At 65.6% G+C, this 17,790-nt stretch carries 19 protein-coding genes; 6 read left to right on the forward strand and 13 right to left on the reverse strand.

Annotated elements, in window-relative coordinates:
* Positions 1-6 precede the first annotated feature (6 nt).
* From H7J93_RS06030 to H7J93_RS06040, 3 genes are read right to left on the reverse strand one after another with little or no spacing between them, the layout of a single operon-like run.
* The gene (locus H7J93_RS06030; RefSeq protein WP_267305388.1) at positions 7-1,446 is read right to left on the reverse strand and encodes an amidase; all 1,440 of its coding nucleotides are present in this window, start codon (positions 1,444-1,446) and stop codon (positions 7-9) included.
* A gap of 11 nt (positions 1,447-1,457) precedes the next feature.
* Positions 1,458-1,952 carry an SRPBCC family protein gene (locus H7J93_RS06035; protein ID WP_267305389.1) on the reverse strand — a complete coding sequence of 165 codons (495 nt, stop codon included), beginning with the start codon at positions 1,950-1,952 and terminating at the stop codon, positions 1,458-1,460.
* A 26-nt stretch (positions 1,953-1,978) separates the two neighbouring features.
* The gene (locus tag H7J93_RS06040) at positions 1,979-2,236 is read right to left on the reverse strand and encodes a WhiB family transcriptional regulator (protein ID WP_372507822.1); all 258 of its coding nucleotides are present in this window, start codon (positions 2,234-2,236) and stop codon (positions 1,979-1,981) included.
* 180 nt (positions 2,237-2,416) lie between these two features.
* Between H7J93_RS06040 and H7J93_RS06045 the strand changes: the two genes are divergently transcribed.
* The gene (locus H7J93_RS06045) at positions 2,417-3,052 is read left to right on the forward strand and encodes a TetR/AcrR family transcriptional regulator (protein ID WP_267305391.1); all 636 of its coding nucleotides are present in this window, start codon (positions 2,417-2,419) and stop codon (positions 3,050-3,052) included.
* 1 nt (position 3,053) lies between these two features.
* Here H7J93_RS06045 and H7J93_RS06050 read toward each other — a convergent pair whose 3' ends face one another.
* A complete protein-coding gene (locus H7J93_RS06050; protein WP_267305392.1) occupies positions 3,054-3,893 on the reverse strand; it encodes an AraC family transcriptional regulator in 840 nt (279 codons plus the stop codon).
* Positions 3,894-3,918: 25 nt separating this feature from the next.
* Between H7J93_RS06050 and H7J93_RS06055 the strand changes: the two genes are divergently transcribed.
* Entirely contained in the window at positions 3,919-5,181 is a 1,263-nt protein-coding gene (locus H7J93_RS06055; protein ID WP_267305393.1) for an amidohydrolase family protein, read from the forward strand.
* A 3-nt stretch (positions 5,182-5,184) separates the two neighbouring features.
* Here H7J93_RS06055 and H7J93_RS06060 read toward each other — a convergent pair whose 3' ends face one another.
* From H7J93_RS06060 to H7J93_RS06095, 8 genes are all read right to left on the reverse strand, one after another.
* The gene (locus H7J93_RS06060; RefSeq protein ID WP_267305394.1) at positions 5,185-5,502 is read right to left on the reverse strand and encodes a zinc-binding dehydrogenase; all 318 of its coding nucleotides are present in this window, start codon (positions 5,500-5,502) and stop codon (positions 5,185-5,187) included.
* Positions 5,499-6,785, reverse strand: a complete 1,287-nt coding sequence (locus H7J93_RS06065; RefSeq protein WP_267305395.1) for an MFS transporter — start codon at positions 6,783-6,785, stop codon at positions 5,499-5,501. Before H7J93_RS06065 ends, H7J93_RS06060 begins: the two co-directional genes overlap by 4 nt.
* Positions 6,786-6,900: 115 nt before the next feature.
* On the reverse strand, positions 6,901-8,220 hold the full coding sequence (locus H7J93_RS06070) for an MFS transporter (RefSeq protein ID WP_267305396.1): 1,320 nt from the start codon (positions 8,218-8,220) through the stop codon (positions 6,901-6,903).
* Positions 8,207-9,016 (reverse strand): putative hydro-lyase, encoded by an 810-nt coding sequence (locus H7J93_RS06075; protein WP_267305397.1) that lies wholly within the window; start codon positions 9,014-9,016, stop codon positions 8,207-8,209. Before H7J93_RS06075 ends, H7J93_RS06070 begins: the two co-directional genes overlap by 14 nt.
* 29 nt (positions 9,017-9,045) lie before the next feature.
* On the reverse strand, positions 9,046-10,503 hold the full coding sequence (locus H7J93_RS06080) for an adenylate/guanylate cyclase domain-containing protein (RefSeq protein WP_267305398.1): 1,458 nt from the start codon (positions 10,501-10,503) through the stop codon (positions 9,046-9,048).
* Between the two features lie 13 nt (positions 10,504-10,516).
* The gene (locus tag H7J93_RS06085) at positions 10,517-10,831 is read right to left on the reverse strand and encodes a hypothetical protein (RefSeq protein ID WP_267305399.1); all 315 of its coding nucleotides are present in this window, start codon (positions 10,829-10,831) and stop codon (positions 10,517-10,519) included.
* Between the two features lie 13 nt (positions 10,832-10,844).
* Positions 10,845-12,335, reverse strand: coding sequence for a class I adenylate-forming enzyme family protein (locus H7J93_RS06090; protein WP_267305400.1), 1,491 nt, complete (start codon positions 12,333-12,335; stop codon positions 10,845-10,847).
* Positions 12,332-13,165, reverse strand: coding sequence for an SDR family oxidoreductase (locus H7J93_RS06095; RefSeq protein WP_267305401.1), 834 nt, complete (start codon positions 13,163-13,165; stop codon positions 12,332-12,334). Before H7J93_RS06095 ends, H7J93_RS06090 begins: the two co-directional genes overlap by 4 nt.
* Positions 13,166-13,367: 202 nt before the next feature.
* On the opposite strand from H7J93_RS06095, the gene H7J93_RS06100 reads away from it, so the two are divergent.
* From H7J93_RS06100 to H7J93_RS06115, 4 genes are all read left to right on the forward strand, one after another.
* Positions 13,368-14,945: a methylmalonyl-CoA mutase family protein gene (locus tag H7J93_RS06100; RefSeq protein WP_267305402.1), complete on the forward strand. Its 1,578-nt coding sequence runs from the start codon at positions 13,368-13,370 to the stop codon at positions 14,943-14,945.
* Complete coding sequence (locus H7J93_RS06105) at positions 14,945-15,370, forward strand: cobalamin B12-binding domain-containing protein (RefSeq protein WP_267305403.1); 426 nt, start codon at positions 14,945-14,947, stop codon at positions 15,368-15,370. Before H7J93_RS06100 ends, H7J93_RS06105 begins: the two co-directional genes overlap by 1 nt.
* Before the next feature lie 94 nt (positions 15,371-15,464).
* On the forward strand, positions 15,465-16,421 hold the full coding sequence (locus tag H7J93_RS06110) for an LLM class F420-dependent oxidoreductase (RefSeq protein ID WP_267305404.1): 957 nt from the start codon (positions 15,465-15,467) through the stop codon (positions 16,419-16,421).
* On the forward strand, positions 16,418-17,479 hold the full coding sequence (locus tag H7J93_RS06115; RefSeq protein ID WP_267305405.1) for a CaiB/BaiF CoA transferase family protein: 1,062 nt from the start codon (positions 16,418-16,420) through the stop codon (positions 17,477-17,479). The genes H7J93_RS06110 and H7J93_RS06115 overlap by 4 nt, the downstream gene beginning before the upstream one ends.
* Here the strand turns inward: H7J93_RS06115 and H7J93_RS06120 are convergent.
* Entirely contained in the window at positions 17,467-17,778 is a 312-nt protein-coding gene (locus tag H7J93_RS06120; RefSeq protein ID WP_083154565.1) for a 2Fe-2S iron-sulfur cluster-binding protein, read from the reverse strand. The genes H7J93_RS06115 and H7J93_RS06120 overlap by 13 nt on opposite strands.
* Positions 17,779-17,790: the final 12 nt, after the last annotated feature.

Consider the following 17,790-nt stretch of genomic DNA (forward strand, 5'->3'; position numbering starts at 1 on the left):
CAAGTATCAGATCTTTGGTCTGCGATCACTCCAGGGCTTCGCCTGCTCGAGCTGACTCGCAATGCGAATCAAGACGTCCTCGCGTCCATACGCCGCGACCAGCTGCACGCCGACCGGCAGGCCCTCCGGCGTCCACTCCAACGGAAGGCTGATCGCCGGTTGCCCGCTCGTATTGATCGGGGGAGTGAAGGGGACGAAGTCCCCGGAGCGACGAATCGGTGCCATCGGGTTGTCGGGGTCGTTGACGATCGTGCCGAGTTTCAGCGGCAGTTCCGCGAGTGTCGGCGTGAGCAGCAGATCCCAACCCTGGTACCACCACGAGTGCATCGCCCGACGGAACTGCGCGACACCGGAGAGCGCGACTGCGAAATCGATTGCCGTGAAGTGCTTGGCGAAGTCGGCCTGGGCGCGGTTCATAGGTTCGAGCTCGTGACTCTCGAGCGGCCGGCCGAGCGCTTCCTCGAAACGACGCTGCGCGAGCCCCACGTTTGCGCTCCACATCGCACCGAACTTGGAGCCGAGCGTCTCGTCCTCCAACGCCTTCGGCCATGCTTCCTCGACGTGGTGGCCTAACGACTCGAGCAGCCGACCAACGGACTGGGTCGCCTCAGTGACTTCAGGATCGACTCGCCCGCCCTGCGCGTGGTGGTCGAGGATGCCGATGCGCAGTCGCCCCGGGTCTGCGCCCAGCTCTTCGACGTAGGGACGTGCGGGCGGTGGTGCGATCACGGTGTCACCGATCGCCGGGCCGCGGGTCGCATCGAGCAGCGCCGCCGAATCGCGGACGGTGCGACTGACGCAGTGTTCGACCGCAAGACCGCTTTCGTCGCGCACCGGGCCGAGCGTGATCCGACCCTGGCTCGGCTTGAGACCGACCAGCCCACAACACGAGGCGGGGATACGAATCGATCCGCCGCCGTCGCTGGCATGGGCGAACGGCACCATCCCCGACGCCACCGCAGCGGCCGCACCACCGCTGGACCCGCCGGGCGTGCGGGTCGTGTCCCACGGGTTGTGCGTCGCGCCCCACGCGACAGGCTCGGTGGTCGGCACGCTGCCCAGCTCGGGGCTGTTCGTGCGACCGGCGATCACCAGCCCCGCCGCGCGGTAGCGACTGACGAGCGTCGTATCGGCTGGGGCGATGAAGTTCGCCTCTTTCAATGCCACGTTGCCGTTGCTGATGCGCTGTCCGGCGTAGTCGGCGAACAGATCCTTGATGAGGAACGGCACTCCGCGGAACGGGCCGCTGGGAAGACCGGGACTTGCCGCGACCTCCCGGGCGTGATCGAACCAGCGGATCACCACGGCGTTGAGCGCAGGGTCGATGCGGTCGATGCGCTCGATCGCCGCGTCCAGTAGCTCCACCGGCGACACGTCGCCCGATGCGACGAGCGCCGCTTGATCCGTCGCCGTCATCCAACGGGTTTGGTCCGCAAGTGAACTCACGATGCGGCGACCTAGCTCCGCTCCGCGAAGTACTTCTGACCGCCTGCCGGTATCCGCCCGAAGCCGGCCTTCAGCAGCGGCGCCAGCAGCTTGACCGGCAGGGCGAACGCCGGCTTCGGTTCCACCGCCAGCGTCCAGGTGAACAGCGTCTCGGTTCCGGCCGGTTCGACGAGGTAGTGCTCGGCGAAGCGCTTGAACACCGGCAGCGCGGACTCGTAGACGTAGAACGACTTGCTGTGTCCGTCCTCCCACTGGAAAAAGCGCTCCCGCATCACGGATCCGCCGGGAGCCGTGACGTCACGCGTGGTGCCCACTCCGAACGGACGGGGCGAGGTCCATGTGACGTCCTTGATCATCGGCCCCCAGGCAGCGAGCGACTCGTCGGAAACGAGTGATTCCCATACCTTTTCGGGCGGCGCGGCATATCGCTTGTGATAGCGGAAGATGTGCGGTGCCGTGGCCAGGAAATCACTGTCAGCGGGTTCGAGCGCATACGAACGTGTCATGGCTGACCATCCTTGCATTCGCCGCGCTAGCCCGTCTTTCGTACTGGATATCCGTTCTGCTCGGCCAACGACCGCAGCTGCTTCAGTGCGAATCGTCGTGCACGTCCTCCTTCAGGTATCAGGATGCCGGCCCACACCCCTTCGGCCCCCGGCGTCAAGCACGCTTCCTGAGCGCAGCGCCACCGAAGCGGGCAGGTTCGGCACAGGGCCTTCGCGCCTTCGTCGACCGTCGTCGTCCACCGATCGGGGTCCTGCGTGCAGACCCCGATCGGTGACCCCTCGATGACAGCAGGGGCCTCGGACACATCCACTGCGCGCAGATGTGCGCCTGCCCTTGGTCGTGCCTGGTTTCGCATTGCTCTGTCCTCCCCGAATGCCAGCCCCCCCAGCAATACGTTTGTATGGTAGACACAATACGTCTGTATTGTCTAATCTAAGCCTGTGATCACCGAAGTAGCTGCCCGATGACGGCAGTGACGAACCGCGAGCACGTCGGCGGCGACGAACTAAAGAAGCTCGAGCGGATCCGTCGGGCGGCGTTGAAGAGCTTCGCGACCAAGGGTGCGGCGGCAACGTCGCTGCGTTCTGTCGCGGCCGACGCCGGTGTTTCGCTCGGCCTCGTCCAGCATCATTTCCAGACGAAGGCGGGTCTGATCAAAGCCGTCGACGACTACGTCCTGGGAGTGGTGATCGACGTTGTGGCGCAGCAGCCGGCCTCGGTGCAGCCGCGGGATTCCATCGCCGACATGGGCAGCCGCGTCACCACGCTGCTCCTCGAGCATCCCCACGTCGTGGACTACTTCGGTCGCGCGCTCATCGACGGCAGCCAGTTGGGCAACACGATTTGGGACACCCTCTATGCGTTCGGGACGGCCCGGTGGGCGGCGCGGAAAGAGCGCGGCGAAGCTCGCGACGACATCGACGTGACGTGGGCGTCGGTGAACTCGCTGGTGCTGGCGGTTGGCACTCTCATCGTGCGCGGCCATATCGAGCGGCAGATGCCGGACGCCTTTACGACGCCTGAACAACTGGACCGGTGGCAGAACTCCGTCAATACGCTGCTGCGAGAGGGACTTTATCCGCGACCGAGCGACATCTAAGTCAAACCGCTTCGCCCGCAACCCTTTTGCGATAGGAGCTCGGAGTCTCGCCGCAAAACTGTGTGAATGCCCTAGTGAACGAGCTGAGGCTCTCGAAGCCGACCGCCGACGCCGCACCTTGCACCGACTGTCCCGGCCCGGCCAGCAGCGCCATCGCCCGCAACATGCGCGCATGCAAAAGATATGTCCGCCAAGATAATCCGAGTGTCTCCTGAAACAGACGGCGCAGTGTTCGTTCTGACACCGATACCGCCCGGGCCACCTCCTCGGCGCTGACCGAGTCCAGATGCTCCTTCGTGAAGGCCATTGCCGCTGCCACGATCGGATGGTCACACGTCGGCAAGGACAGCGGAGCCTCATGGTCCAAGGCCTCGGTGACCAGATTGGCCAATGTGCGGAAGAAGCTGTCGGACTCGGCATCGCCGTTGGGGCGGTCTATCTGCCATCGCAGTGCGTAGACCATCATCTCCCGGATCAACGGCGACACCGCGAGGATGCGGGCGCGATCACCCGGCGCCGCCACGAGCGCCGGATCGAACATCACCGCGACCGTCTTCACATCCGGATTCATCACCGCCTGATGCTCGAGGCCGGCCGGTATCCAGGCCGCCTGCTGGGGTGGCAGCAGATAGTGCGCGGAGTCGGTCTCGACTTCGACCACGCCGTGCAGGGCGTACTCGATCTGGTGCACCTCGTGGGAATGCCAGCCGGTGATCAGGCCGTCGCCCTCGTACAGGTAGCTGCCCCCGAGCGCGCGCCCACCGCGACGCAGTTCGATCACGCGCCGGGGAACTCTGGCCGTTTCGGCCAAATCCCTGTCCGATAGCGCAGAGACGGTCATGAAGCTAGACGGTACTATTTAAGTCATGAGCCCAGACGACCTGATCCTGGTGAGCATCGACGACCACGTCGTCGAGCCGCCCGACATGTTCCTCAACCACGTGCCGGAGAAGTACAAGGAGGAGGCCCCGATCGTCGTCACCGACGACAAGGGAGTCGATCAGTGGATGTATCAGGGTCGGCCGCAGGGCGTCAGCGGGCTGAACGCGGTGGTGTCCTGGCCGGCCGAGGAGTGGGGCCGCGACCCCGCCGGTTTCGCCGAGATGCGGCCCGGCGTGTACGACGTGCACGAGCGGGTCCGGGACATGAACCGCAACGGCATCCTGGCGTCGATGTGCTTCCCGACATTCACGGGCTTCTCCGCAAGGCACCTCAACATGACGCGCGAGAACGTCACCTTGGTGATGGTGTCGGCCTACAACGACTGGCATATCGACGAATGGGCCGGGTCCTACCCGGATCGCTTCATTCCGATCGCGATCCTGCCGACGTGGAATCCGGAGGCGATGTGCGCCGAGATCCGCCGCGTCGCCGCGAAGGGCTGCCGGGCGGTCACGATGCCGGAATTGCCACATCTGGAAGGCCTTCCGAGTTATCACGACGAGGACTACTGGGGCCCGGTGTTCACCACCCTCTCAGAGGAGAACGTGGTGATGTGCCTGCACATCGGCACCGGGTTCGGCGCGATCAGCATGGCGCCGAACGCACCGATCGACAATCTCATCATTCTGGCCACCCAGGTGTCGGCGATGTGTGCGCAAGATCTGCTGTGGGGTCCTGCGATGCGCAATTACCCGGATCTGAAGTTCGCCTTCTCCGAGGGCGGAATCGGTTGGATTCCTTTCTATTTGGATCGCAGCGACCGGCACTACACGAACCAGAAGTGGCTGCGCCGCGACTTCGGTGACAAGCTGCCGTCCGACGTGTTCCGCGAGCATTCCCTGGCCTGCTACGTCACCGACAAGACGTCGCTGAAACTGCGCCACGAGATCGGTATCGACATCATCGCCTGGGAGTGCGACTACCCGCACTCGGACTGCTTCTGGCCCGATGCGCCCGAGCAGGTGCTGGCCGAGCTGACCGCCGCGGGCGCCGACGACAGCGACATCAACAAGATCACGTGGCAGAACGCGTGCAACTTCTTCACGTGGGATCCGTTCAAGCTGACGCCGCGCGAGCAGGCGACGGTAAAAGCTCTGCGCGCCAAGGCAGCCGACGTCGATGTGTCGATCCGGCCGCGCGCCGAGTGGGCACGGCTCTACCACGAGAAGCAGCTCGCGAAGGCGTAAGCGTCAGTCGAGCACTGCGACGAGGCGGCCGACGACATCGCCGGTCGTGAGTCGTTCGATGGCGTCGGGTATGTCGTCGAAGCCGATCTCGGATGTGTGGATTGCCAAGTCGCCTTTGGCGATGAGGTCAAGCACCGTTTCCAGATCCTGTACGCGTCCGCCGCGGGCGCCGCGGAGCGTGACGGCCTTGAGCACCAACTCCGCGGTGGAGATCGTCGCCTCGTTGCGCCCGAGCCCCACCTGGATGACACGCCCGCCCGGCCGTACCGCCGAAATGGCGCCGGCGGTGGTGGTGCGCGCCACCAGTTGCCATGTCTTCACGAGGACACCGCACGTGTGTTGCCCTCGGGAAGGAACCACGCCGACACCGCGGAGATGACCGACACCACAACGAGATAGGCGACGATCGAGTTGCTCGTCTTCGTCGCGGCGTACAGCGCTGCCGCGATCGTCGGCGCGAAAGCGGAACCGAGCACCTGCGACAGCGTGTAGCCGATCGATACGCCGCTGTACCGAACGTCGGGGTCGAACGCGAGGCTGAACAGCGAACCCGTCACCCCCGCGGCGGGTGCCATCGCAAACCCGAACACCAGCAGCAGAGCCGCCAGGAACAGCAGCGGCTTACCGGTATTGATCAACGCAAATGCCGGTGCGATCGAAAGGCCCATCAGCACGACGCCCGACAGAAAGACCGGCTTGCGGCCGTAGGTGTCCGACAGTGCGCCGAAGATCGGGTAGGTCACCACCGCCACCACGGCGGCGACAAACACGCCAAAGAGTGCCTGTGTCCGGTCGATTCCGGCGACGGTCGTGCCGTACGACACGAGATACGCCACACAGATGTACGCGAACACGCCCTGTGACAGGTATGCGCCGGCGACGAGCAGAATCTGCTTCCAATGCTTGCGGAACGCATCGGCGATCGGCACTCGAGCGACGGCCGATCGTTTCGTCAGCGCATCGAAGTCCGGACTCTCGGACAGCGAAAGGCGGATCACCAGGCCGATGGCGATCAGAACGGCGCTCGCGAGGAACGGTATCCGCCATCCCCACGCCATGAACTGCTCGTCGGGAAGCAGGGAGATGGTGTAGAAGGCCAGTGTCGCGGTCGCAGTACCGGCGGGAGCGCCCATCTGCGGAAACGCCCCGTACAGGCCCTTGCGTTCTGCCGACGCGTGTTCGACGGCCATGAGCGTCGCCCCACCCCATTCGCCACCGACCGCGAACCCCTGCGCAAGACGCAACAGCGTCAACAGGATCGGGGCGGCGAGGCCGATGTGGGAGAAGGTGGGCAGTAGCCCCATCAGCACCGTGGCGGTGCCCATGATGAGCAGCGAATAGACGAGCATGCGCTTGCGCCCCACGCGATCACCGAAGTGGCCGAAAACGATTCCGCCCAGCGGCCTGGCGACAAAGCCGACCCCGAACGTCGCGAACGACAGCAACAGCCCCGATGCCGGTGAGACGTTGGGGAAGAACAGTTTCGGGAAGACCAGTGCCGCGGCGGTGCCGTAGATGAGGAAGTCGTAGAACTCGACCGTGGTGCCGATGAAGCTCGCCAGTGCCACCCGCAGCGGAGAGGTGGCCCGTTTCGGTGTCGACATGTCCGGTCCCTTAGATCAGTCGCGATCCTTGGCCGCTGCGCGCGCGTCCCTCATCGCGGGCAAGCATAGGCAGAACGGCAATCCTGCGACGGACTACCGAGCTATCTCGCGTGCGCTATGTGCGCACCGTATGCCGCAGCGGCTGAGCGGCCGTCTCCCGCATGGTCATCACGGTGGCGAGGGTGATGATCGCCGCGGCGATGACGTAGTAGGCGGGTGCGGTCACGTTGCCGGTCCGGTCCACCAGCCAGGTCGCCACGTACGGTGCGGTGCCGCCGAACACGGCGACGGACACGTTGTAACCGATCGAATAGCCGCTGGAGCGCACCCGGGTCGCGAACAGTTCCGCTCCTGCCGCCAACGACGCGGATACGAAGACCGCCTCGATGGCGGCCAGGCATGCGTGCGCCGCGATCGCCGCGGCCAGTGACCCGGTGTTGAGCAACATGAACAGCGGATAGGCGAATACCGCGAATCCGACCGCGCCCGCGATCAGCAGAGGTTTGCGGCCGACGCGGTCCGACAGCGCACCCAGCGGCGGGATGAGGATGATCGCGACGATGCTGGCGATGGTGATCGAGACGAAGGCATTGGTCTTGGTGAACTCAAGCGTCTTGGTGAAATACGTTGGCAGGTAGGTGAAGACGACATAGAACCCGACGTTGTGAATAACCACCAGACCGGCGATCTGCAGGATCGGTCGCCACGACGTCGTGAGCGCCTCGCGCAGCGGCGAGGACGCGACCTCGCCTTCGTCGCGCAGGGTCTCGAACTCGGGGGTGTCCCCGAGTCGCAGCCGGATGTAGAGGCCGACCACGCCCAACACGCCGGCGATGAGGAAGGGGATCCGCCAACCGTAGGACTCCATTGCCGTTGCGGGCAGTAGTGTTTCCAGCCCGGTGACGGTCAGCGAGCCCAGCAGGAAGCCGACGACGACCGACCAAACCAGGAAGGACACCACGAACCCTCGGTGCCTATCGGGTGCGAACTCCGCAAGATAGCACGCGCCGCTGCCGTATTCGCCGCCCGCCGAAAAGCCCTGCACGCAGCGGAGTAACAACAGCAGCAGGGGCGCGGCGACGCCGATGGACTCGTAGCTCGGCACCAGGCCGATGATGAATGTCGACCCCGACATCAGGATGATGACAAGTGCCAGCACCCGTTGCCGGCCGATCCGGTCGCCGAGTGGGCCGAAGAAGAATCCGCCGAGCGGTCGCATGAAGAAGGCGGCGGCGAAGACGGCGAAGGTGCTGAGGAGTGCCGCTGTCTCGTCGCCGGAGGGGAAGAACTTGTCGGCGATGTATGTCGCGAGAGTGCTGTAGATCGCGAAGTCGTACCACTCGACCGTGTTGCCGATTGCGGCACCGCGCACCGCTTTTCGGACCATCTTGGGGTCGCTGTCGCGTCGGCGGTGGGGCGCCTCATGGATGGTCATGACCCTCCTTGATGTCGAAGTCGAGGTGGCGTCGATCAGTGACGAACATGTGGCCGGGTGCGTGAAAGATCGCCAGTGGCGGCCGTGCCTCGATGGCGACGGCCTGCGGGGTTACGCCGCAAGCCCAGAAGACAGGCACTTCATCAGCACCGACTCGTACCGCGTCGCCGAAGTCCGGTTTCGCCAGGTCGTCGATGCCGATTTCGGTCGGGTCGCCGATATGTACCGGGGCGCCGTGCATGGCGGGAAACCGGGCGGAGATCTCGACGACGCGGGGGATGGCGTCGGGCGGGAACGGTCGCATCGACACCACCAGCGGACCGTCGAACGCACCCGCGGGACTGCAGCGCCGGTCGGTGACGTACATCGGTACGTTCACACCCTGTACCTGGTGTGCGATCGGCAGACCGGCGGCGGCCAGCGCCCATTCGAACGTGAACGAGCACCCGAGCAGGAACGCCACCAGATCCGTCCGCCAGTGCTCGGTGATGTCGGTCGGCTCGCAGATCAGCTGACCATTCCGGAATACCCGGTAGCGGGGCAGGTCGGTCCGCAGATCGGCGTCGGGGGCGAGAGCCCTCGGGTGCGGTGACCCGGTGTCGGGCACCTCGAGCAGCGGACACGGTTTCGGGTTGCGAACACAGAACCGGAGGAAGTCGAGTGCTTCGTCAGCAGGCAGGATCACGAGGTTGGCCTGCGCGAAACCCGGCGCGAGCCCACTCGTGGGGCCGGTGTGCTCGCCGGCCCGAATGCGGAGGCGATCAGCGGCAGGGGTCTGCGCAGCCCGCAAGGTCATACACGTGCATTCCCCTTCGCGCGGGAGACCTAACCTGCAGGTGCGGAGATCTCCGTCGGGACCGAACGCCCGCGCAGGATCTCAGAACCGTGCGGCGCCCAGTGCGCGCGTTCCGCTTCGGCTGCCTGCTCGATCGCGGCGCCGGAACACAGCACCCTGCCGACATGGTCCTTGGCGAGGTCGGCAAGCCGCGCGGCCTCGTTGACGGCGTCGCCGACGACGGTGTATTCGTAGCGGTTCTCCGCGCCGATATTGCCGGCGAACACCGGGCCTGCTGAGACACCGATGCCGAAATCAACAGGGAGTCTGCGGAGTTCGACAGCGAGGTTGCGGGCGGTTGCCAGTGCCGCCGACGCTGGATCGTCCGTCCGCAGCGGCGCGCCGAAAACGGCGAGCACCGCGTCACCCTGGAACTTGTTGACCAGTCCGTTGTTTGCATCGACCTGGTCGACGACCATCCGAAAGAATTCGTTGAGCACGGCCGCGACCTCGTGTGGTTCACGCGACGCCGCGAGTTGTGTCGAGCCGACCAGATCGATGAACAGAATCGCGACGTTTCGCTCGTCGCCGGACACCGATTCGTTCTCGTCGATGGCGCGGCGCACCACCTCTTCGCCGACATGGCGGCCGAACAGATCCCGTAGCCGTTCGCGTTCCCGCAATCCGGCGACCATTCGGTTGAATCCGGTTTGCAGCCGCCCGATTTCGGACCATTCGTAGACATCCAACGTCCGGTCGATCTCGCCGCGCTCCACCTCGGCCATGGCGTCAACGACCTCACGCAGCGGATCCGAGATCGAGATGGACACCAGAATCATCGCCCGAAGTCCGAGCACCACGGCGACGAGGGCCAGCACCAGCAGTGCGAGCTCTATCTGCGTGGTCTTCTGGATGATCCATCCGTTTGCCCGCATCGTCAGCAGCGAGGCGATGGCCACGCCGGGCAGAGCCGTGCACACGGCCCACATGATCAGCATCCTGGCCCGTACGCCAGGGGCCGTGCTCGGAGTGATGTCGCTGAAATCCCGTGTCAGACCTGCGAGTAGCGGGCGCAGGGTGCGCAGGGTGAACAGGAAGCCGGTGCAGACTGTGGCGATGGCGCCGAACAGGATGGCCGAGGCGATCACGACTTGTAGCTCGGCTGGCGCACGGAGGTTCAACGGCACCATGACCGCGGCACCGACGATCCACGGCGCGACCGTGATCGCCGATTGCCAGCGCATGATTTTCAGCGCGGACCTTCGCTCGGCATCCGTGGGATCTCGCACCCCGAGCCACCGCAGCGTCGGCGCGATGATGAGGACGGCCCCCACCGCGACGATCACGGTTCCGACGATGATCACCGCCACGGCGGCGAAGGCGATCGTCGGCGTGGCCCTGCCGCGACCGGTGAGCGAGATGACCAGCGCGGCGACTTCTGCCGTCGTCAGTAGATACGCGAACGTGAGCCCGGCGGCATACCGAATGAGCAGCCTGCGGGGCTTCACATGGCCGAAGGTATCAGTCGCTCGCGGGCAGCGGCTTGGCTTCCTTGAGTGACAGTGGAGTCGTGCCGACGGACAGCGTGCCCGCGCCGGCCTTGGTCACCAGCACCTCGGCGCCGGACTCGTCGACGTAGCGCTTGCCCATCGCATTGCCGTCGGAGAACGCCGGATCGATCGTGGCGTCGGCAGACTTCTCCGGATCTTTCTGACTGTCGAGCGGCACCATCGGAACCCCGCCCGCGCGCAGGTCGTCGAGGCTGTCGCTGCTGCGCACGACGATCACCTGGGTGTCGCAGACCTGGCTCTGCAGTCGCGTGCCGTTCTTGATCATGTTCGGCTCCTTGTTAATTCGAGGCTGTCAGTTCCTGAACCAGTTCGCGACGCAGCACCTTGCCGGTCGCGTTGGTCGGTAGTTCGTTCCGGAATACCACGCGGTCGGGAGTACGCGAACCCCGCAGGTGAGCGCGCACGTGCTCGCGGAGTTCATCGGGGTCAGGTGTGGAGTCGCCGTCGGGCACCACCACCGCGACGATGATCTGGCCCCACTGGGGATCCTCGGGTCCGACGACCGCGCAGTCGCGCACCAGCGGATGTTCGACGAGGACGTCCTCGATCTCGGCCGGCGCGATGTTCTCGCCGCCGCGGATGATCGTGTCGTCGGAGCGGCCACCGATGAACAGGTACCCCTCCTCGTCGAGCATGGCGATGTCCTTGGTGGGGAACCACCCCTCGGCGTCGAGTACGGACCCGATCTCGGCGTAGCGGCCCGACACCTGTTCGCCGCGCACGAAAAGCTCACCCGTTTCGCCGGGGCCGAGGACTTCGCCGGCCTCACTGCGGATCTGCACCTCGACCCCGGGGACCGGTTGGCCGACGGAGCCCAGTCGCCGGATGACCGAATCGTCGGAGGAGGCCAAGGCTGCGCGGTGATCGTCGGGGCCGAGTACGGCGATCGTCGAACTCGTCTCGGTAAGGCCGTAGGCATTGGCGAAGCCGACATCGGGCAACAGCCCAAGTGCTTTGCGCACCAACGGAAGTGCGACCTTCGACCCGCCGTATGCCAGGTTGCGCAGAGTGGGCAACTCGACCGGATCTGCTTCCAGCGCCGATACGATGCGATCCAGCATCGTCGGTACGACGGTCGCTGAGGTGACGCCTTCGTCGCGGACCAGACGCACCCATTCCGCCGCGTCGAACTGCGGCAGGTACACCATCTTTCGGCCGGCATACAGATTCGACAGCGCGGCGCTGACCCCTGCGATGTGGTACGGCGGCACACAGATCAACGCCGCATCGGCGGGCTCGGCGCCGTCGAACTCGACCGTCCCGGTGATATAGCTGGTCAGGTTGTTGTGAGTGAGCTCAACGGCTTTGGGGCGCGATGTGGTGCCCGACGTGAACAGCACCACCCCGACGTCGTCGGGGTCGGCGAACTCGGCGGCCGGTTCGGCGGTGCGGGCCGCCGCGATGAACTCGTCAGAGCTGATCACCTGCTTGCCTGCTCCCGCGACGACGTCGAGATACTCCGCGTCCGCGACCACCAGCGGTTGCGGGAGGCGGTCGATCAGTTCGCGCAGGCCGTCGGCGCTCAGCCGGTAGTTGAGCGGTGTGACGGCTGCGCCCGCGCGCGCCGAGGAGAACAGCAGCAGAGGCAACATCGCGCCGCCGAGTCCGACGTAGGCCACGTGAGAGGTGCCGGCAGCCGTGATGACACCCGCGCCGCCGTCGGCGAGCTGGCTCAGTTCGGCTGTGGTGAGCCGCATCTCGCCGGACACCAGTGCCGTCCGGTCCGGGTTTGTGGAGGCTGCCATCTCCAGCAGCAATGAGATGCTCATGGTTTGTCGACGAAGATATCAAGGATGGGGTCATCGCCACCGCCGTAGCTGGACAAATCAGTGATACCCGCCGATGCGAGGGCCTCGACATCGATGAAGCATTTTCCGTTGACCTCCGCAGCAGGGCGGGTCAGGATCGCCACCGCCGCGTCGCCCATGATCTGGGGATCGCGTGACCGGGCCAGCATCTCCTTGAAGCCGGGCGCGTTGGCGACCGCGGCCGTAGCGATGTACGTCTCGGGCCAGAGGCAGCTGAATCCGATGTCGGAATCGGCATACTCCGCCGCCCAGCCCAGCGACAGCAACGTCATCCCGTACTTGGACAAGGTGTAGGACGGATGTGCACCCAGCCAGTGCGGGTTCATGTTCAGCGGGGGCGCCAGCGTGATGACGTGTGCGTTCGGGGACTTCCGCAGGTGGGGGAGCGCCGCCTTGGTCAGGAGGAACGTCCCGCGCACGTTGATGTCCATCATCAGATCGAACTTCTTGGCGGCCAGTTCCTCGGTCGGTTCGGTGGCGATGGCGCTGGCGTTGTTGATGACGATGTCTATGCCGCCGAAGTGCTCGACGGCCGCCTCCACCGCGCGCTGTACATCCTCTTCCTTGCGCACGTCGCCGACGACCGCGACGCCCTTTCCGCCCGCGGCCTCCACGTCGGCCACGGCGGTGTGCACGGTGCCGGGCAGCTTGGGGTGGGGTTCGGACGTTTTCGCCAGAAGAACGACGTTCGCACCCTGCTTTGCCGCGCCCAGAGCGATCGCCAGTCCGATGCCGCGGCTGCCGCCAGAGACCACGAGCGTGCGATCGGTGAACGGTGCTGGGCTCGTCATGGGCCTCCTCGGGATGCGCGGTGCTTGGATTCTACTTGGACTCTAAAGGACCGGTAGTGGCGTTCTCATTCTAGGCAAGTGCCATAATCGCTGTTTACTGGGCCTTCGATCGCGTTCTGGATGCTGCCGCGGGTCCTGCTGACTGCACATTTGCGGCGTGCGGTATTGGCATTCTCATTTTTTGCAAGTACGTTATCGAGTGATGAGCGAGCCTGTACAGACCCCCTCCGGCATCCCGCTCCAGCCCGTGTATGGACCGGACGACCTACGCGGTGAGCCGCCGGCACCTGGTACCTACCCCTTCACGCGGGGCAACTTCGCGAGCGGTTATCGCGGGAAGCTGTGGACGTTCCGCCAATATTCGGGATTCGGCACCGCCGAGGAGTCCAACCGTCGCTACCGTTACCTGCTGGACCAGGGCGGTACGGGGTTGTCGGTGGCGCTCGATCTGCCCACGCAATGCGGCTATGACTCCGACGACGCCGAGTACGGCGAGGAGGTCGGCCGCGTGGGGGTCGCAGTCGACACGCTGGCCGATGCCGAGATTCTGTTCGACGGGATTCCGCTGGACAAGATCAGCACCAGCTTCACCATCAACGGCACCGCCGCGATCCTGTTGGCCTTCTATGTCGCGGCCGCGGAGAAGAAGGGTGTGCCCCGGGAGAAACTGACCGGCACCATCCAGAACGACATCCTCAAGGAGTACGCGTCGCGGGGTACCTGGATCTGGCCGCCGGAGCCGTCGCTGCGACTCATCGCCGACACCATCGAGTTCTGCGCCGCAGAGGTCCCGCGATTCAACGCGATCTCGGTCGCCGGCGCGCACTTCCGCGACGCCGGCGCCAACGCCGTTCAGGAGATGGCGTTCACCCTCGCCGACGGAGTCACCTACTGCGACACCGTCGTTGAGCGCGGCCGGATGACCATCGACAAGTTCGCCCCGCAGATCTCGTTCTTCTTCTATACCCATGGCGACTTCTTCGAGGAGATCGCCAAGTACCGGGCGGGTCGTCGCCGCTGGGCCACCATCGTGCGCGAACGCTATGGCGCGAGCAGCGAGAAGGCGTCGATGTTCCGGTTCGGCTGCGTCTCCGGCGGGGCGTCCCTGTACGCGCCGCAGGCGCAGAACAACCTAGTCCGCGTCGCCTACGAGGCGCTGGCCTCGGTGCTCGGCGGCGTGCAGTCGATGTTCACCGCCGCGTGGGACGAGCCGTTCGCGTTGCCCAGTGAGGAGTCGGCGACGCTGGCGCTGCGCACCCAGCAGATCCTGGCGTACGAGACCGGAGTCGCGAAAGTGGCCGATCCGCTGGGTGGGTCGTATTTCGTCGAGGCACTCACGGACGCCACCGAGGAGAAGATCATCGAGATCATGCACGATCTCGAGCAGCACGGCGGCATGGTGCGCTGCATCGAGGACGGTTATCTGCAGGGCCTGATCGCCGACGAGGCGTTCAAGATTCATCAGGAAGTCGAGTCCGGCGAACGGCCGGTGGTCGGGGTCAACAAGTTCGTCGTCGACGAGCCGCCGCCGGAGATCGCCACCTACGAACTCGACGCCGAGGGGCGCGATCTGCAGCTGAAGCGGCTGGCTAAGGTCAAGGCCGAGCGGGACGGAGTCGCCGTCAAGGAAACGCTGGCGGCGCTGTCACGTGCCGCGGAGGGGGATGACAACCTCATGCACAAGCTGATCGACTGTGCCAACGCCTACTGCACCGTCGGCGAGATGGTGTCGACGCTGAAGTCGGTGTGGGGCGAGTTTCAGCAGCCGGTGGTGTTCTAGTGTCTGATTCCGTTACCGCCCAAGGGAGTCCGGCGCGTGTCCTGGTCGCCAAGCCGGGTCTGGACGGTCACGACCGCGGAGCCAAGATCGTGGCACGCACGCTGCGCGATGCCGGCTTCGAGGTCATCTACACCGGCATCCGTCAGCGCATCGAGGACATCGTGTCCATCGCGCTACAGGAAGACGTTGCGCTGGTGGGGCTTTCGATCCTGTCTGGTGCGCACATAGCGCTGACGAAGCGAACGGTCGACGCGTTGCGTGCCGCCGACGCAGGCGACATCGCCGTCGTGGTCGGCGGGACGATCCCGGAGGCCGACGTACCCAAACTCCTGGAATCCGGTGCGGCCGCGGTCTTTCCGACCGGAACACCGCTGGACACGCTCGTCGGCGAGGTCCGCAAGCTGACCGAGAAGGCGGAGAAGTGACCCATTCGCCGAACGTGCGCTGGCTGCGAAATTCCCGGGCATATTTCGCCGTGAGCGCACATTCGGCGCTGACGTTACAGAAGGCGGATCCGTCATGAGACTGGGCGTGATGATCGGGGCCGAGCGCGGGGATATGGCGCGCAAGGTCAAGAAGCTGCTCGAGGACATCGAGTGGGCGGAAGCGGCGGGTATGGACACCGCGTGGATGCCGCAGGTGCCCAACGATTTCGACTGCCTGACCATGGTCTCCCTGATGGGTTCGCGCACGTCGCGAATCGAGCTGGGCACCGCCGTCGTGCCGCTGCAGGCGCAGCATCCGATCGCGTTGGCGCGCCAGGCGTTGTCCGTTCATGCGGGCACGGGAGGACGGCTGGCGCTCGGCGTCGGTCCGTCGCACCATTGGATCGTGCGCGACATGCTCGGCATCCCCTACGAGAAGCCGGCGGCCTACACCCGCGACTATCTCGAGGTGCTCAACGCCGCGATCGCCGGCCCCGGCGACGTCGACGTGGAGAACGACACGTTCACCGTGCACAACCCGACCGTCCTCGCCGCCGACCCGCCGATGCCGGTGCTGGTGTCCGCGCTCGGACCCGTGATGCTGCAGATCGCAGGGGAACTCGCCGACGGCACGGTGCTGTGGATGGCCGACGAGCGCGCAATCGGTGAGCACATCGCGCCGCGCATCACCAAAGCCGCAGACAATGCGGGGCGCCCGGCCCCACGGATCGTCGCGGGCATCCCGGTGTGCTTGTGCGCCAACTCAGAGATCGAGGCCGCCAAGGAGCGTGCCAACCGCATCCTGGCCGAGGCGGAGACGTCGCCGAACTATCAGCGGTTGCTGGATCGCGGCGACGCGCGCGACGTCGGCGACCTGACCGCGGCGGGTGACGAGGAGGCAATCCTCGCGCGCTTCCGCCAGTTCGCGGACGCCGGGGTGACCGACCTGTCGGTCCGCCTGCTGCCGATCGGCGAGAACCGCGACGAACTGATCGCCTCGAAATACCGCACCCGCGAGGTGATCGCCGAACTCGCCAAGGCCGTGCGGTGAGCCAAGCCGGACCACTGGCGGGCATCCGGATCCTCGAGGTCGGAGTGATGCTCGCGGGCCCGTACGCGACCATGCTGCTGGCCGATCTCGGTGCCGAGGTCATCAAGATCGAACCGCCTGGTGGCGAGATCTCGCGCCAGGTCAGTGACAGCTACTTCGCGAGCCTCAACCGCAACAAGCAGAGCATCGTCCTGGATCTGCGCTCAGATGAAGGGCGTCAGCGCCTCGGTGAACTCGTCGCGAATTCGCATGCGCTGCTGGTGAATATGAAGCCCTCAGCGATCAAGCGGCTGGGACTCACTTACGAGGCACTGCGACAGTTCAACGACCGGATCGTGTGCGTCGCGCTGACCGGGTTCGGGTTGAACGGCGGTGACAATCCCGCGTTCGACTACGTCATCCAGGCGGCGACGGGCGTGGCGGCGATGACGGGCAATCCCGACGATCCGCCGACCCTGCCGGGCTATTCATCGGCCGACAACTCGACCGGGCTCACGGCGGCGCTCGGCCTGCTCGCGCAGATCGTCTCGGGACGTGGGGGACAGGTCGATGTCTCACTGCGGGACGTGATGCTGTCTCAACTGAACTACCGCGCCTCGGCCTATCTGAACGACGGCGTGGCGCCGCAGCGGTACCCCTACGGCGCCCACTCGTATTACGTTCCGGCGCAGCTCTTCTCGACCGCCGACGGTTTCCTCGCGTTGTTCATCACGCACGACGCATTCTGGAAGTCGTTCGCCGCGGAGGCGCGGATCGAGGGGTTCACGACGATGGCCGAACGAGCGGCCCGCCGTGAGGAGGTGCTCGCCGTCGTCGCCGCCGCCCTTGCCGCGGACACCGCGAAGCACTGGGAGGCCAGGTTACGGCCGCTGGGGATTCCGGCCGCCGCCGTGCGAACGCTGCCTGAAGCGCTGGAGGCGACGCCTGAAGTCATCGTCACCGCAGGGGATTTCCGGTTGGTCGGCAGTCCGATCCACATCGACGGGTATGACCCCGAATACCGTCCGGCGCCGCGCATCGACGAACATGCCGAGCCGACGTCACCTCAGTCGTCGTAGGTGAAGCTGATCGAATCCGTGTCCGGAACCGCTTGGCAGGTCAGGATGTATCCCTCTTCGACCTCGTCCTCGTCCAGCGCGTCGTTGACACGCATGGTTGCTTTGCCTTCGACGAGCTTGCCCATGCAGGTGCCGCAGTTGCCGGCTTCGCACGAGAACGGGGGAGCGAGGCCAGCGCGCCGTGCGCTTTCCAGGAGAGTCTCGTTGGGGACCCGCCGCACCGATACCGTCTTTCGGTCGAGCACGATGGTCACTTGCCCGTCGTCGGCGGGTGAGCTCGGCGCCGGTTCTGCCGTCACAAGCCTCTCTCC

Source organism: Mycobacterium barrassiae, assembly GCF_025822765.1.
Taxonomy (GTDB): domain Bacteria; phylum Actinomycetota; class Actinomycetes; order Mycobacteriales; family Mycobacteriaceae; genus Mycobacterium; species Mycobacterium barrassiae.